A 15468-nucleotide genomic window follows, 5' to 3' on the forward strand; every position below is an offset into this window, starting at 1 on the left:
CAATACAGTACCAATATTCTTGCTTCTCCATATTTAATCCCACACCTTTTACAAAATTCGACAAGTAACCTCGCGCGAAAACTGCGAAATCACCGAGCGTTCGGGTAAATCAGCGCCTGTAAGCATTAATTTTCCTGCGGCGAAAGCTGTAGCAAGGCGCGCAGTTGCTTCTAAATCAGCATGCTCGACTAAACTTGCAACAATACCCGCCACCATAGCGTCACCTGCACCTACGGTACTTGCTATATTTTCTATTTTGATTGATGCGTGAATTGCTCCATGGCGTGAAATAAATAAGGCACCTTCGCTGCCCATAGATATTACAACCAAACTAACACCACTTTGCTGTAATTTAAATCCTTCAGCCAAAATTTCATCCATGCTACTTAATTTATATCCAGCCCATTCACTCAACTCAGCAATATTGGGCTTTACAACCATTGGTAAATATGGAGCAGACAAAACAGCATTGAGAGCCGCGCCTGAACAATCAACAATACTAAAATGATGACGAGCATGCTGTGCCGCGACAAGGTCTGCATAAATATCTTGCGGACAGCTCGGCGGCAAACTACCGGCTAACACAAGATAACCAGTATTTTCTTCATGAAGTTTTGTATTAAGCTGATTTAACTCGAGCTTACCGGGAGCAAGTCCAGGCAAATTAATATCGGTTGTTTCATTTGGCGTTAAAATTTTGACATTGGTGCGTGTTGCACCTTTAAGCCTAATAAACCGGTCATCAACATGACGTGCTGCGAAAAATTTTTCAAAAATCGTGAGATTTTCATCGCCTAAAAATCCTGTAGCAGCAACTGGAATGCTATAAGCACCAAGACATGCAGCAACATTAATGCCTTTGCCACCTGCATCAAAGCGCACTGAAGTTGCGCGATGAACATTGCCAATTGTTAGATCATCGAGATAAACGGTTTCATCAATTGCTGGATTTAAGGTAAGGGTCATTATGGAACTGGTCATTATTTATTATCCTGCACAGTTTTTTTATCTAATGCGCGCACTTCTTTTGCGGTTTTAAGTTGAAGAGCATTTTGGGCGCGTTGGCGCATTTGCGTTAGGCTTTCTGTTCGAAAACGTGCTTTAACCGCAGGAATATCGCGCGGTGTCATCGAAAGTTCGGTAACGCCAAGTCCTGCTAGCAAGGTTGCCCCATAAGCATCGCCTGCAATACCGCCACATACTCCCACCCAACGATCATATTTTTTTGCGCCCTTAACCGTAAGATCAATCATGCGTAAAACCGATGGATGCAAACTATCTGCCGAGGCTGCAAGATCAGGATTTTGCCGATCCACCGCCAATGTATATTGGGTAAGATCATTTGTCCCAATGGAAAAGAAATCTACATGCTCGGCAAGAACATCTGCCATAATAGCTGCAGCTGGAACTTCAATCATAATACCAAGAGGCACACTTGGCGCACCAATAGATTGACGAATTTCTTCCGCCCGTTCTTTTAAAGCCAAAACTTCATCAAGCGACATAATCATTGGAAACATTATGGATAAATTGCCACCATCCTTAGCTGCACGATATAAAGCGCGCAGTTGCGGATAAAGAAGATCTGGCCGCCGCAATAATAAGCGTGCGCCGCGCACACCTAAAAACGGATTTTCTTCATGGGGTAAATCAAGATGCGCCACCTGTTTATCGCCGCCAATATCTAGCGCACGGACAATAAGTGGCTTATCGCCTAAAGCATTAAGCATAGCCCGATAGGTTGCATATTGCTCATCCTCATCAGGAGTATCACCGCGCTCTAAAAATAGAAATTCTGTTCGCATAAGTCCAACGCCTTCGGCGCCTTGCGAAAGAGCAAGCGGTACTTGCTCAGGCTGATTAATATTAGCAGCAATATCAATTGTATAATCATCAAGCGTTGTCGCTGGAAGTCCCCGCTCGGCCTTTTGCTTTTCCTGCTCTTTTGCAATTTTTTCAATTTCAGTTTTTGCGGCATTTTGATCAACACTATCAGGATCGAACCAAACGCCGCCGCCATTGCCATCAATAATTGCAAATTGCCCATCTCGTGCATCAAGCAGCGACGGACCGGCTGCTACAACAGCAGGCAAGCCAAGCGTACGTGCAAGAATTGCAGTGTGAGACGTTGGACCACCTAAAGCTGTTGCTATTGCAATGACACGGCCGGGGACAAGCCCTGCAGTGTCTGACGGCGACAAATCATCAGCAATGATAATCACGCCACCTTCTGGAAGATCACTTAATGAGCCGGTGGCAAGAGCTGGATCGATTTGCCCAAGCACGCGGCGACCAACATCTAACAAATCAGCTGAACGCGCGGCAAGCAATGGATTGCTAGAGGACTTCAGGCGTTCGGCCGTTTCATGGATAGCCTTTGACCAAGACCAAGCAACGCCATGCCCTTCAACCATATGACGGCACGTTGCAGCAATTAGGCTTTCATCATCAAGCAATTCACTTTGTGCTGAAAAAATTGCAGCATCACTGGCACCCAAACGCCTCGTTACATCATCAACCAGCGCTTTCATTTGAGCGCGCGTTGTTTCAATTGCATGTTGAAGGATTGGACCGCCTTGCGCTATACTTACTGGAATATCCGTAACCTCAACATTTTGGCTACTTACTTTATAAACCGCACCTATTGCCAAGCCCGGACTAGCGCTAACACCAATTATCGGAGTTTTTCCTGATGGCGGCACCCAGTTGGTCATTGCCTGTTCAGCTTTTTTAAGTGCTGCTTTTTCTGCGGCTTGCTTTTCTGAGGCAGTTAAACCTTTTACCGCCTTGATAAAGGTTTGCAAATCTTGGCGTGCATTATCTGTTCCATCATCATCGGCTGCTGAAAAAACAACTATATCACCAGCTTTGGCATTGAGTTCAAGTAGGGACACCAAGCTTTTAATATCTGAAATGACATTGCCATTGCGTGCCTGCAATTTTGTTTTAGATGCTCTTGCCGCATCAATCCAAACTGATGCTGGCCGCGCATGAAGACCGTTTGGATAATCAACCGACCATTCTTCACAAATGGCATAATCTTTAACTGGGGCAAGATTTGCAGCAGCTTCATCTTGTGCGCCATCATTACCGTTAAAAACTGCCTCAACAACATCATGCTTATCATTAGTTTTAATAAGCTTTTCTAAAACGATCGGCTTTCGCAACAATCTTGTCAATTGGCGTAATGTATTGAGGTGGCCTTCCCCTTTAGCCGCGATGCCAAAAATAAGATAGGCCACCTCACCATTTCCCCAATCAACCCCCTTGGGAACTTGTAAAACAGCAACCGCGTCCTCTTTAACCAGATCCTTATCCTCAACCATGCCATGAGGAATTGCAACGCCGGAACCTAGCCAGGTATTAGCAACGTTTTCACGTCCCAACATAGAGTTGACATACCCCTCATCCACTGCGCCAGCATCAATCAATAATTTGCCGACCGCTTCAATCGCCGATTTTTTGTCAATGACATCGCTACCAAGTTGGATGAGTTTTTCTTTTGAGGAAGTGCTGTTTAAAGCCATTGCATAATCCTAAATTAAAACTTAAGGTGGATTGAGTGAAAACGTTTTCTTACCTAATGTCAAGTCGATTATATTTCAGGTAATAAAAAACGAATAAATTGCAAATTAATAAACATATTATTCCAAAATCCTTAGAATAGCCTTATATAGACGATCCTACTAAAGTTCTTTCTGCTTTAACTAGAAATTTGAATATAAAATATGATGGAATATCAGTGGTAAAATCTTGCTCTAAAACAATTAGCATCAAAGATGTAGCTAAAGCTGCTGGCGTTTCAACGGCAACCGTTTCGCGCACCCTTGCCAATGGCAAGGTCAGTGATGATATGCGCGAAAAGGTTGAAACTGCCATTTTGAAAACTGGCTATCGGCCTAATTTGGCGGCACGGCGATTACGCTCGCGGCAAAACAAAACAATAGGATTGATTGTTGCCGATATTCGCAACCCTTTTTTTACCAGTATTGCTCGCTTTATTGAAAAGGCAGTAGAAAAAGAGGGCTTTCGTATTATTTTATGTAATACGGATGAAAATACTGAGCGTGAAAAAGAACATTTATCGCAAATGATTGAAGAACGGGTTGCAGGTGTTATCCTTGCTTCAACACCTGAAGGCCTTAGCAATCTTGATAATTGGCCAACCTCTATTCCCTTAGTCTTGATTGACCGAACCCTCCCACATGCTAAATTTGACCAAGTAAAAATCGACAATGAAAATGCAAGCCATGAAATGATTCGACATATGGTTAAAAATGGCAGAAAAAAAATTCTTTGTCTTTATAGCGAAAATAGCGTTACTGGTCTTGCCCGCAAAAACGGCTATGAAATAGCGATTCAAGAGATGGGGTTGGCTGCCAGTAGCCAAGCCATTGCCCATGGCTCATCCCTTTCCCAGATTGCAGCTATTTTTGAAAATATCACTGATATTGACGGCGTGTTTATCAGCAATGGTGTTTTAGCCTTGCGCGTTTGCACAGCCTTGTTGCAAGCAAAAATTTCTATTCCACAACAATTATCCGTTGCAACATTTGATGATGAGCCATGGGCAGCTCTCATCGCTGGCGGACTTAGCGTCATCGACCAACCCAAAGAAGCTATTGCTCAACAAGCGGTACGGCTATTATTTCAGCGCATGGAAAAACCTGAAATAGATCCTGAATTGGTAGTATTAGCCGGTCAGCCAATTTTTAGGAACTCTACTCAAAATTATTAAAGATTGATGAGATTCCCATATAAGCGCCAAATGGAGATTTATCATGCCTTCACGTCGTAATTTTATTGCGCTTGCACCGGCTATTCTTGGTGCGATGACTATCTTACCCAAAATTTCAAAGGCTCAATCAAGCGCCACACCAAGCGCCACACCAAGCGGCAATCAAGCAATCAATGCATCCGTATTTTATAGCAACCATATTAAATCTGTCACTGCTGTTACGGAGGTATTTGGGCGCAGCCAACGCACAACTGCGGCAATCATTGAATATGACCAAGCAATCCAGCATGAAAATATATCAAATACTCAATGGAGTGTTGCTGGTCGCACCATATTGAAAGCCTATGCAAGCAATAACGCTAAAAAAACGCCAAATGCGAGCAATGGTGTCTTTATCATCCTTGAGCTTGATCCAAATGACGAGGGGGCAGAAATATATTCGCCTAAAATTGAAACGCCTGCAACGGTCATGGTCTCACAAGTTAAACCATTACAAACAGTGTCGGGAAAAATCTATGCACCAACGAATAAAGCTATTATCAATACAAGACAAGTAAACCTTATTGTTGATGATTTTTTGCAATTTAGATATGTCGATCCTTTAACTGGTTTACTGCTCAATTATAATTTATATATTCCTAAAAATTACGATAAAGCCAAGTCTTATCCATTAGTCTTATTTATGCATGATGCTGGTGTTACTGGAACCAATCCACTTAGGACCTTACAACAAGGATTGGGAGCGGTTTCCTTTGCAAGTCCGCTAGATCAAGAAGTCAATCCCGCTTTTGTCCTTGCCCCTCAATATCCAACCGCCATTGCAAATGACGCTTCGCAAACTAGCGATTACGCAGATGTTACCATTCGTCTTATCAAAAGCCTATTAGGCGATTATAACATTGATAGCAAACGCCTTTACACAACAGGCCAGTCGGGTGGTTGCATGACGTCCATCGCGTTGAATATTAAATATCCTGATTTCTTTGCGGCCTCATTTTTGGTGGCCGGTCAATGGGATCCCACACAGGTTGCGCCATTAGCGAAGCATAAAATTTGGATTATCGTCTCACAAGATGATGATAAGGCATATCCTGGCATGAATGCGATCACCGACACACTAGAACAAAATGGTGCTAAAATAACCCGCGCCATTTGGGATGGCCAGTCAAGTCCATCTGAGTTTCAAGCAGCTCAAGACAACATGATCAATGAAGGGCCAGATAGCAACATATATTATGTTGCTTTTCGTACCGGAACGGTCATTCCTGTTGGCGAAAATGGTCGCGGCGGTGGCCATGTCTGGACGTGGCCAATAGCTTATGCAATCCCCAGTGTGCGCCACTGGCTACTAAGTCAACAGAAAACATAATATTATAATGTAAAAGCGGTTTTAATATTTAAAACCGCTTTTTATCGCAAAGATTTATTCAAAACATCGCTTTATAGGCATCTACCGCCCATCAAACGATAAAAAAATCAATGGGCTAAACGACTAGCGCAGCACCAGCGGGTGCTATTGCTGCCGCTTCCTCATAGCATGTTTCAAGGCGCTTAAAGGTTAATGGTTTGCAATGAACAATGCCATCGGCAACAAATTGGCTAGGCTTTTGATCATAAATACCACAAACTGGCAACTCATTTTGCAACCGCGCTTTAGTCACGCCCAAAATAGTGCGTTCCCCTTTCAAGAATGCGGTGGTCCGTAAATCACGAGCTTCTTCAAAACGCAATTCAAGACTACCATCAATCAAAGTTTCTAAAATGCCGCCCGCACGTTCAAAGCGCTGATATTCTTCCCATGCAGCATCAACAAGCATATCCGCAGGCGCGCTATTTTCACTATTTTCACTTGCATCAAAAACGGATGTTGCGGCATTTTCTTCGGCCAATATAAGTTGGCTTAACAAGGCTTGCCGGCGTGCAAATGAATCCGCAAGCCCAAGTGGCATTGAAAAAGGTAAGACATTGAGTGACACAACACCCGATGAAATAGCCGCATAGCTTGCAAGATTGCAGCGGGAAATATTTAATAATGGGTCATGGGCGCTCATCATCCGCATGGATGTTTCGACATGAATGATGGCAGGAAATGGATTTTCAACACCAAGACCCTTTTGAATTCTATGCCATAAAAGTCTCAATGCGCGCAATTTTGCCTTGCCAAGAACGGGATCTTGATCAAGTGATGTTGCAAAACCAATATGAGGCAGCGCATATAGGATGTGATGTCTACCATCTTCAATCATCTTCAAGTGACTAACCGCAACCGACAACATTGCGCCAATTTCCTGCGCCTCAGTTGCTCCTGCATTGTGATAAGGACGACCATCCGCTTCAAGCACGACACCTGGAAGCCCAGATGAGAAAAAAGCCGACATAGACTGGGGTAAAGACGCTTTTAATGCTGCAATAGACATTTTAAGGCGACCTGTCGTTGCAAGACTTGCTGTCGGGTCAGTGCCGAAAGTGATTTGTGTGCGATTGAGGTCAATACGGCTTTTTTGCAAATAGGTAATAAATGTATCCGTAATCGGACGACCATGAGAATGGTTTTCTAACCGCAGATGCAAACCATCAAGAGCAACGCCGTCAAACAATTTTTCAATTGTATCAGGCTCCGGCGGCAATCCAAATCCATAAGCGTTATGGGCTCCAGCAAAAACAATAGCAACACCATTGGCGCCATTGGCAATATCTTGCTTCAACTGTTTATTTGCACGATTAACGTCAGGATCATCAGCCCGTTGCATTGCCGACCAACCAAATTGACGTTGATTAGACATACCACCAGCGTTTTGTTGAGTTTTTACGCTTTCAACAGATAATTTGTTATCCATAACTTGCAGCGTCTCCATTATATTTACACACATTAAAGCATCACGTCTTATAAACATAAAGCATTTTTCCGCACCGACGAAAACACCTAAAAGCTCAAGATCGCATTTTTTTTACCAATATAACCCAATCCGGCAAAAAAATTGATTTTTCTTTCTAAAAACTAACGCATTTTTACAAAGGCCAATCTTTCATAACAGCGCACAATTACTACCTTTGGACCACATATTTTATTTGAATAAAATATGTGCTTAAGCCAACTGTTCTTAAACCATGAAAAGCTAGCACTTTATTTAAAATTAAATCTATTCTAATTCTATTGCGCTTATTATTGATAGCAAGTTTATAACGCTTTCACGATCTCTTCATAAAAAATTGAACGTTTTACCAGAGCAAACTTCTCGCAATGTCTTGATTTTTTAAACCACTTACCCAACCAAGGTATCTCACAAAGAATTGAAATTTCAAATAAGCATCTGATTCGCGTCTAAATGCTCGGTTTAAAATTTTGAAAGGAATGAAATGTCTGGTTATTCAAATGCCCAACGCAGCAAAGCGTGGAGCATATATTTGGGGGTGTCTTTAATTCTTGTTGCCTTAAATCTAAGACCGGTTTTTTCAAGCCTTTCGATTTTACTTTCTCCCGACATTTCCAATTCAACCGGCATAAGTGGCTTTCAGGCAGGGTTATTAACAACATTGCCAGTTGTTTGCCTTGGCATTTTTGCCCCACTAGCACCGTGGGGTGCATCTAAAATTGGCGCGGAACGCACCATGTTCTTAGCATTAATCGTACTGGCTATTGGAACTGCTTTACGCGGGTTTGGACCATTATCAACGCTTTATCTAGGTTCCATTTTGGCTGGCGCTGCCATTGCTCTTGGTAATGTATTGATGCCGTCTTTGGTTAAACGAGATTTCCCCCATCATATTCCTTTAATGACGGGACTATTTTCCATGGCGCTTTGCGGCGGCGCTGCCATTGCTGTTGGCTTTACCGTTCCTTTAAAACACATTTTAAATGGTTCATGGCAGCTCACTCTGGCGGCTTGGGCGATCCCAGTATTGTTAGCCATTATTTTATGGTTACCACAATTAAAAAGCCATTCAGAACAAGGCACGCAAGGTCGCTACCAAGTTAAAGGTCTATTGAGGCAGCCAATTGCTTGGCAAGTAACTTTATTTATGGGATTACAATCAGCCCTTGCCTATTCAGTTTTTGGTTGGCTTGCCCAAATAATCGTAGAACGGGGTATTAAACCTGAACAGGCAGGAATTATCACCTCGGTTTCAATTCTTATTCAAGTGGTTGCAAGTCTCATTATGCCACTTATTGCTGGCCGTAGAAGCAGCCAAAGCGGCATATGCGTCTTTTTAACATCTATTGCCGGCATTGGACTTGTTGGCTTTATTTTGGCACCTATTTCAACAATCTGGATTTGGGTGGTTTTACAAGGTCTTGGACAAGGCGGCCTAATCGCAGTTGCTATGGTGATTATTGCTTTGCGCTCCCACGATGCGCCAGTTGCATCCCACCTTTCTGGCATGGCGCAAGGCATTGGCTATTGTATTGCTGCCATTGGTCCATTTCTTGTCGGCATTATTCACGAAGCAAGTGGTGGTTTTGATGCCACAGCTGGTCTATTTGTTGCCCTTTGCCTTGGTGCGGCATTTACTGGTTATCTTGCAGGCCGCCCCAAAACAATTCCGATAAAAGCACAACGGATTGATTAAGCCTAACCACCAAGCTTTGCCCCTTTGCAAGCAAAGGGGCAAATAAAAACAAGAAAATATTTTGCTAAGTTTTACTGGAAAAACTCCGCCATTACTTTGTTGGTTTGGACATTGCCGACAGACTATCGCTGTTACCATTACCGAGCCAAGCGGTAATTTGCTTTTTATCAAGCTCTCCAATCATATGATCAGCAGCAATCATATGGCTCTCAACCTTCGCACCATTATTTTTCAGCAAGGACGACAATACCGGCGCAAAAGGAGAGTAAAGCCGATCCTTTTGTCCTGATAGGGTCAAGATACTTGTCTTATGAAGATTCGCACGCGGCATTGTATCAAGCACTGGCATAGAACGCATCAACACCGCACGGCGCACAAGATCAGGTTGTTGTAAAAGTACAACGGCGAGCAAATTTGCACCATTGGAATAACCAATAAAGGTAGAGCGACTTATATCCAACTCATTTTCATCAGCAAGTTTGGTTAAAAAGCTTACAAAAGCTTCAGCTTCGCGGCTTACATCTTTTTGATCAAAACGCGTTGCAGTTATTTTGGTGTACCAACGTCTTTGACCCTTTTGCACAACACGACCACGAATACCCACCAAGGTTGCTCGTGGCCAGATCGAGCGAGCAAAAGGCATAAGGCTTTTTTCATTACCACCAGAACCATGCATTAATACAACAACATCGCCAGATGCGTTTTGGGGCCGATCAATCTGATAAATAAATTCACTATTGCGGCTTATAGCTTGCACATCATTGTTATGCGACTTAGCTTTGATAGCATTGGCGTCAACGGCTACTGCGCGACTATCGATCGCAACAGTATTTTGCCTATCGGTCTTATCTGTTGTTTGCAAATTATCCAAACAAGATGCCGAAGCTTGTGAAAGACAATCATTATCATTAGCCCAAACGGGGCTGCAAACTGCAGATAGAATGAAGAGTGTCAGGTAAAAACGTTTCATCATATCTTTGCTATGCCATATATTGGTTTAGGAAATATGAATTTGAACTGATAAAATAATTTTTCATATTTAAAATAGCAAGCACCTTGTTCGCTCATATCTTTCCTAAGTGAATTTTTTAAACCAAATTTTTTAAAATATAAACAACGGCACTTACACATGTTTCACGAGAAAATTAGCCGTCTATCAAATCACATAATTACATATTCATATTTCAGATAAATGACTAATAGCGCAATTTACAGACAACAAATAATATACAGATAAAAATTGGCTAAATTAAAACGATCCCATATTCCACCGCCGACTTGTAGAAAATTGACTACAAAAGTGTTTAATTAGGCTAATAATTTCAAATAATCGTCGACTCAATAAAAAGCGAAAACCTAGCATGCGAAAATTTTTAAAGATTTTGTTTCATCTCATATGGACCTTAGTTTTACTGCTTGGCTTTTTGTGGTGTGGGCTTGGTTTTTTCTATCAGCTCAATAGCATTGCTTTTTCAATCATTGGCTTGATTTGGCTTATTCTTGCAGGTTTTGTACTTTATAGCGAATGGCAATGGAAACCACGCGCCGCGCGAATAATAGCAATTATTGCCTTTATCGGCTTTGGAATTTGGTGGTCAACGATTAAGCCATCCTTGAATGGAGATTGGGATCCAGCTTTACAATATGGTGTCACCGCTAATTTAACCGGCAGCACCGTCCATGTTTCTCATATTCGCGATTTTGATTGGCAAACACCTGAGCAAGGCATCCCCCGTTGGTTTGATGCAAGTTTTGATCTTACTCAATTAAAAAGCATGAATATTTATCTGTCTTACTGGATGGGGCCTTACATTGCCCATACTTTGGTTGGGTTTGAATTTGACAATGGACAGGAGCTAATTTTTTCTTCGGAAATTCGCCGCGAAAAAGGCCAAGAATTTTCAGCAATTGGTGGTTTTTTCAAGGAATTTGAACTCATCACCATTGCAGCGACCAAAGAAGATATTATTCGTTTACGCACCGATATCCGCAAAGAACAAGTTTATCGCTACCCGCTTAAAACATCTTCTGGTCAAACACAGGCGCTGTTTTTAACCTATATTGAAAAGGCAAATGCTTTATCTAAAACGCCGCGTTTTTATAATACGGCAACGGCCAATTGCACGACGGTCGTCTTTGATATGGCTCGTATATTAGAACCCTCTATCCCCAAAGATTGGCGAATTTTGTTTTCAGGGCAATTGCCTTCCTATCTTTATGATCATGGTTTTATTGATACATCGGTAAGTTTGGAACAAGTGGTAAAAAACGCACATTTGCCCCCAGAAACTCCATAAGCAAAGAAATTCTAATTACTAAAATATAAAAAATGCCGCCAATAACCGCATAAGATACCCCTTTATCAACATCTGTTCACAGAATATATATTTATGACATTTTTTGAGAATAATTTTGCCATTATTCTTGTGTTATTTAACTGAACACAGTTCAGGTCTATAGGGGAAATAGATAGTGAAACAAGTAACTAAGATTATATTTAAAATTATCTTATCCTTGCTATTAATCCTTTTCTTTATATGGACAGGGCTTGCCTTTTATTATCAAGCGCCCTTTGGTAAAGCTATCGGCTATATTTTTCTTGCGCTTTGGCTGTTATTTTCCTTTTGGGTTATATGGACGCAATGGAGCAAAAGGCCTTGGCGAGGACGCATTGCGGTTTTACTAAGTTTTATATGCGTATTTGCTTGGTGGCAAACGATTATTCCTTCCAATGACCGCCTTTGGTACCCAACCCTTACCCATGGTGTTACCGCCGATTTTGATGGTCAAACAGCCCATATCCATAATATCCGCAATTTTGATTGGAGCGATCCTACATATACCTATACCTCATGGATTGATGGCGAATATGACATGAATAGCGTTGTCGGTGTTGACCTTTATCTATCCTATTGGATGGGGCCATATCTTGCCCATTCATTGGTTGGCTTTAACTTTGCTGATGGTAGACAAATTATATTTTCGTCAGAATTGCGCATTGAACGCGATGAAGAATATTCCAATATCGCCGGATTTTTTAAAAAATATGAATTGATCATGCTAGCCGGCACTGCAGAAGATATCATTTATCAACGTGCAAACAGCCCATACGAAAGTGTTTTTCGCTATCCCCTTAAAGTCAGCAAGGAAGACGCAAAAAATCTTTTATTAATTTATCTAACTGCAGCCAATGACCTTGCACATAATGCCCGTTTTTATAATACATTTTTTAGCAATTGCACCACTGTCATATTTGAATTAGCCAAAAAGCGCTTTCCTGACTTACCAAGCGATTACCGTGTGATACTTTCTGGGCTCCTTCCCTATTATCTTTATGAAAACGGTTTTATCGACACCACATTACCGCTCCATGACACTATGACTAAGGCTTATATAAGCACTGCCCAACCAGTGCCACCCGATCTTGTTGCTGCCAAACAATGATCGCTTAGGTTAAGCAGTGGCTGAAAATGCCATCTTTCTTTTAAGTAAAAAAAATAATATTCTATTGTTGGTAACCAAGCGATAAGCCTTTTAAAGCCACTTGTTGATTGACTTTCCCCCCTCTAATCCGTATAAGCGCGACAACTGTCTGGTTAAAAGCCGGGCAGTTTAACAATTGTTCCAAGTCAAACTGCACCTTATAAAAAAGCAGTTTTAGAACCAAGAAGGACCGCACACCGCGGTATTAAAATAAATGAAACGTACATACCAACCATCTAAACTTGTTCGCAAGCGCCGCCACGGTTTCCGTGCGCGTATGGCTACTGCTGGTGGCCGCAAGGTTATTGCTACTCGCCGTGCACGCGGTCGTAAGCGTCTTTCAGCTTAATATTGGGTGTGATAGCCGGTCGTGCTTTCCCCTGATAAGAAAAAGCCACTCCGCCTTCGTAAGAGGGCAGAATTTTTGGCTTTAAGAAATGGTGAAAAGCGGCGTGGTCCGCTTTTTCTACTGGAAATGAAAGAACAAAATGCGGACGCCCAAGATAAGAATCACGGCGCAGCTCGCATTGGTTTTACGGTTAGCAAAAAAAACGGCAATGCCGTAAAGCGAAACCGCATTAAAAGACGCCTAAGGGAAGCTGTACGCATCAGCATCGAGCAGGACTTGGCGCAAGCAACCGATTACGTTTTTGTTGCCCGACCTGATATTTTACACGTCCCCTTTGAACAATTAGTCAATGAGCTTAAGCGTCGTATTAGGCGTAAGGCACAAAACATAAAGCCGCAACTGGATTCAGCTGATGGAATATAATCGCAATTTTTTTATCGCTATCGCCCTATCAATGGCTATCATGATAGGTTGGAGCTATTTTTTTGTTAACCCACAAAATGAAGTGGAGCAAAATGTCGCCAACCAAGCCCAAAAGATTGAACAGGAAATAGCGCAAAATCCAGTAGGAACGCTTCCTACTGACAATAATGCTGATAGCACGACCACAACAGCTCCAGCCGGCACCAACCAGGCGCCTGGTAGTGTTGAAATGACCCCGCAAGCACGCGAAGCCGTTATTGCTAGCCAAAAGCGCGTAGCAATTGACACGCCTAATCTTAAAGGTTCGATCAATCTTTATGGCGCTAAGCTTGATGATCTTTTATTAAAAAAATATCAAATGACGGTTGATAAAGATTCGCCGCTAATTGCTTTGCTCAACCCAAGCAATTTTAAGCAAGGATATATGGCTGAATTTGGCTTCGTCACCCCAGACTCTTCAAATAAGATCGTCACAAACACCAGCCTATGGAAGGTTGAGGGGGAAAACCAAACTTTGACCCCACAAACACCTGTTACCTTGAGCTATGACAATGGTGAAGGACTTATATTCTATCGCACGATTTCAGTTGACGATGAATTCATGTTTACATTTGAAGACAAAGTTACAAATAATAGCGATAAAGCCGTTACTCTTGGCTCTTATGGTCGCGTTGTACGCGTATCGCCGCCAAGTGAATCCAACGCAAATTATCTCCTCCACGAAGGGTTAATCGGCGTATTGGGCCAGCTCAATAGCCAACACCAAACTTATGCTGATTTGGCCAAAGCGCAAGGCGATGATCGCATTGTTAAATTTGGCGCACAGACTGGTGGTTGGATTGGTATTACTGACAAATATTGGGCAGTCACCGTTATTCCTGACCAAACCACACCTTTTACCGCCAGTTTTTCTTATCGCGATGACAATAGTACCCGCTATCAGTCGGACTTTAATCGTAGCGGCGTAAGCATTGCGCCTGGTACAACGCAATCCTTTAAAAACCATGCCTTTGCAGGTGCAAAGCAAGTTGCAATTCTTGATCGCTATGAATCACAATTGCATATTGACCGCTTTGGTTTGCTGATTGACTGGGGTATGCTTGGTCTTATCGTTAAGCCAATGTTTACACTTATTGACTGGCTTTATAAAATGGTTGGTAATTTTGGTGTTGCTATTTTGCTTGCCACCGTTATCTTAAAAACCATTCTCTTCCCGCTTGCGAATAAATCCTATAAATCTATGGCTCGCATGAAGGCTGTACAACCTGCAATGGTTGAAATCCGCGAAAAATATGCCGAAGATAAAACCAAACAACAGCAAGCGATTATGGAGCTTTATCGCAAGGAAAAGATTAATCCGCTTGCAGGTTGTTGGCCAATTCTTATCCAAATTCCTATTTTCTTCGCTCTTTATAAGGTTCTTTATATCACCATTGAAATGCGTCACGCGCCATTCTTCGGTTGGATTCAAGATTTGGCCGCAAGAGACCCAACATCGCTCTTCAATTTATTTGGACTATTGCCTTATCATGTGCCTGATTTCATGCTTATTGGTGTTTGGCCAATTATTATGGGTATTACCATGTTCATTCAAATGCGCATGAACCCGACCCCGCCAGATCCAACTCAAGCGATGATCTTCACTTGGATGCCTTTAGTATTTACCTATATGTTGGCAGCATTCCCAGCCGGTTTGGTTATTTACTGGGCATGGAACAACACGCTTTCAGTTATCCAACAGGGTATCATTATGAAGCGTCAAGGCGTGAAAATTGAGCTCTTTGATAACTTGAAAAGTGTGTTTAAAAAGAAGCCAGCAACGGCGTCTGTGACCAACCAAAATAAAAGTGGCAATCAAAACAAAAGTGCCAGTCAAAATAATAAAACCAACAAGACAAAGAAGTAG

Annotated in this window: 12 protein-coding genes; 8 read left to right on the plus strand and 4 right to left on the minus strand. The window is 42.2% G+C overall.

The annotated features are described in order from the left end of the window. Nucleotides 1-48: 48 nt before the first annotated feature. Together pfkB and ptsP are read right to left on the minus strand one after the other, a co-directional pair. Nucleotides 49-981: a 1-phosphofructokinase gene (gene pfkB / locus H3299_RS09845; RefSeq protein WP_182417496.1), complete on the minus strand. Its 933-nt coding sequence runs from the start codon at nt 979-981 to the stop codon at nt 49-51. Beyond that, nucleotides 981-3527, minus strand: coding sequence for a phosphoenolpyruvate--protein phosphotransferase (gene ptsP / locus H3299_RS09850; protein ID WP_182417497.1), 2547 nt, complete (start codon nt 3525-3527; stop codon nt 981-983). Before ptsP ends, pfkB begins: the two co-directional genes overlap by 1 nt. 215 nt (nt 3528-3742) lie before the next feature. Here ptsP and H3299_RS09855 point away from each other — a divergent pair, with 215 nt between their 5' ends. Together H3299_RS09855 and H3299_RS09860 are read left to right on the plus strand one after the other, a co-directional pair. Next, nucleotides 3743-4738: a LacI family DNA-binding transcriptional regulator gene (locus H3299_RS09855; RefSeq protein ID WP_182417498.1), complete on the plus strand. Its 996-nt coding sequence runs from the start codon at nt 3743-3745 to the stop codon at nt 4736-4738. Nucleotides 4739-4781: 43 nt separating this feature from the next. Next, on the plus strand, nt 4782-6107 hold the full coding sequence (locus tag H3299_RS09860; protein ID WP_182417499.1) for a peptidase: 1326 nt from the start codon (nt 4782-4784) through the stop codon (nt 6105-6107). 115 nt (nt 6108-6222) lie between these two features. On the opposite strand, the gene H3299_RS09865 is transcribed toward H3299_RS09860, so the two are convergent. Beyond that, nucleotides 6223-7575, minus strand: coding sequence for a methylmalonyl-CoA mutase family protein (locus H3299_RS09865; protein ID WP_182417500.1), 1353 nt, complete (start codon nt 7573-7575; stop codon nt 6223-6225). Nucleotides 7576-8095: 520 nt separating this feature from the next. Here H3299_RS09865 and H3299_RS09870 point away from each other — a divergent pair. Next, complete coding sequence (locus H3299_RS09870; protein WP_182417501.1) at nt 8096-9307, plus strand: MFS transporter; 1212 nt, start codon at nt 8096-8098, stop codon at nt 9305-9307. Nucleotides 9308-9398: 91 nt separating this feature from the next. Here H3299_RS09870 and H3299_RS09875 read toward each other — a convergent pair whose 3' ends face one another. Continuing rightward, complete coding sequence (locus tag H3299_RS09875) at nt 9399-10280, minus strand: alpha/beta hydrolase (protein WP_246708059.1); 882 nt, start codon at nt 10278-10280, stop codon at nt 9399-9401. A 388-nt stretch (nt 10281-10668) separates the two neighbouring features. On the opposite strand from H3299_RS09875, the gene H3299_RS09880 reads away from it, so the two are divergent. The 5 genes from H3299_RS09880 (at nt 10669) to yidC (ending at nt 15468) form a co-directional block, all read left to right on the plus strand. Next, nucleotides 10669-11604, plus strand: a complete 936-nt coding sequence (locus tag H3299_RS09880; protein WP_182417502.1) for a DUF4105 domain-containing protein — start codon at nt 10669-10671, stop codon at nt 11602-11604. A gap of 175 nt (nt 11605-11779) precedes the next feature. After that, nucleotides 11780-12751 carry a DUF4105 domain-containing protein gene (locus H3299_RS09885; protein WP_182417503.1) on the plus strand — a complete coding sequence of 324 codons (972 nt, stop codon included), beginning with the start codon at nt 11780-11782 and terminating at the stop codon, nt 12749-12751. Nucleotides 12752-13004: 253 nt separating this feature from the next. Beyond that, nucleotides 13005-13139, plus strand: a complete 135-nt coding sequence (gene rpmH / locus H3299_RS09890) for a 50S ribosomal protein L34 (protein ID WP_182417504.1) — start codon at nt 13005-13007, stop codon at nt 13137-13139. Between the two features lie 21 nt (nt 13140-13160). Continuing rightward, a complete protein-coding gene (rnpA, locus tag H3299_RS09895; protein ID WP_182417505.1) occupies nt 13161-13562 on the plus strand; it encodes a ribonuclease P protein component in 402 nt (133 codons plus the stop codon). After that, on the plus strand, nt 13552-15468 hold the full coding sequence (gene yidC, locus H3299_RS09900; protein ID WP_182417506.1) for a membrane protein insertase YidC: 1917 nt from the start codon (nt 13552-13554) through the stop codon (nt 15466-15468). The genes rnpA and yidC overlap by 11 nt, the downstream gene beginning before the upstream one ends.

Origin of the sequence: Bartonella sp. HY038 (genome assembly GCF_014117425.1) — a bacterium.
Taxonomy (GTDB): Bacteria; Pseudomonadota; Alphaproteobacteria; order Rhizobiales; family Rhizobiaceae; genus HY038.

Bases quoted from the DNA above. Each gene is read 5' to 3' on its own strand.
- H3299_RS09860 (WP_182417499.1), top strand. From the start codon at position 4,782: ATGCCTTCACGTCGTAATTTTATTGCGCTTGCACCGGCTATTCTTGGT.
- H3299_RS09870 (WP_182417501.1), top strand. From the start codon at position 8,096: ATGTCTGGTTATTCAAATGCCCAACGCAGCAAAGCGTGGAGCATATAT.
- yidC (WP_182417506.1), top strand. From the start codon at position 13,552: ATGGAATATAATCGCAATTTTTTTATCGCTATCGCCCTATCAATGGCT.
- ptsP (WP_182417497.1), bottom strand. From the start codon at position 3,527: ATGGCTTTAAACAGCACTTCCTCAAAAGAAAAACTCATCCAACTTGGT.
- H3299_RS09875 (WP_246708059.1), bottom strand. From the start codon at position 10,280: ATGATGAAACGTTTTTACCTGACACTCTTCATTCTATCTGCAGTTTGC.
- H3299_RS09880 (WP_182417502.1), top strand. From the start codon at position 10,669: ATGCGAAAATTTTTAAAGATTTTGTTTCATCTCATATGGACCTTAGTT.
- rpmH (WP_182417504.1), top strand. From the start codon at position 13,005: ATGAAACGTACATACCAACCATCTAAACTTGTTCGCAAGCGCCGCCAC.
- H3299_RS09865 (WP_182417500.1), bottom strand. From the start codon at position 7,575: ATGGATAACAAATTATCTGTTGAAAGCGTAAAAACTCAACAAAACGCT.
- pfkB (WP_182417496.1), bottom strand. From the start codon at position 981: ATGACCAGTTCCATAATGACCCTTACCTTAAATCCAGCAATTGATGAA.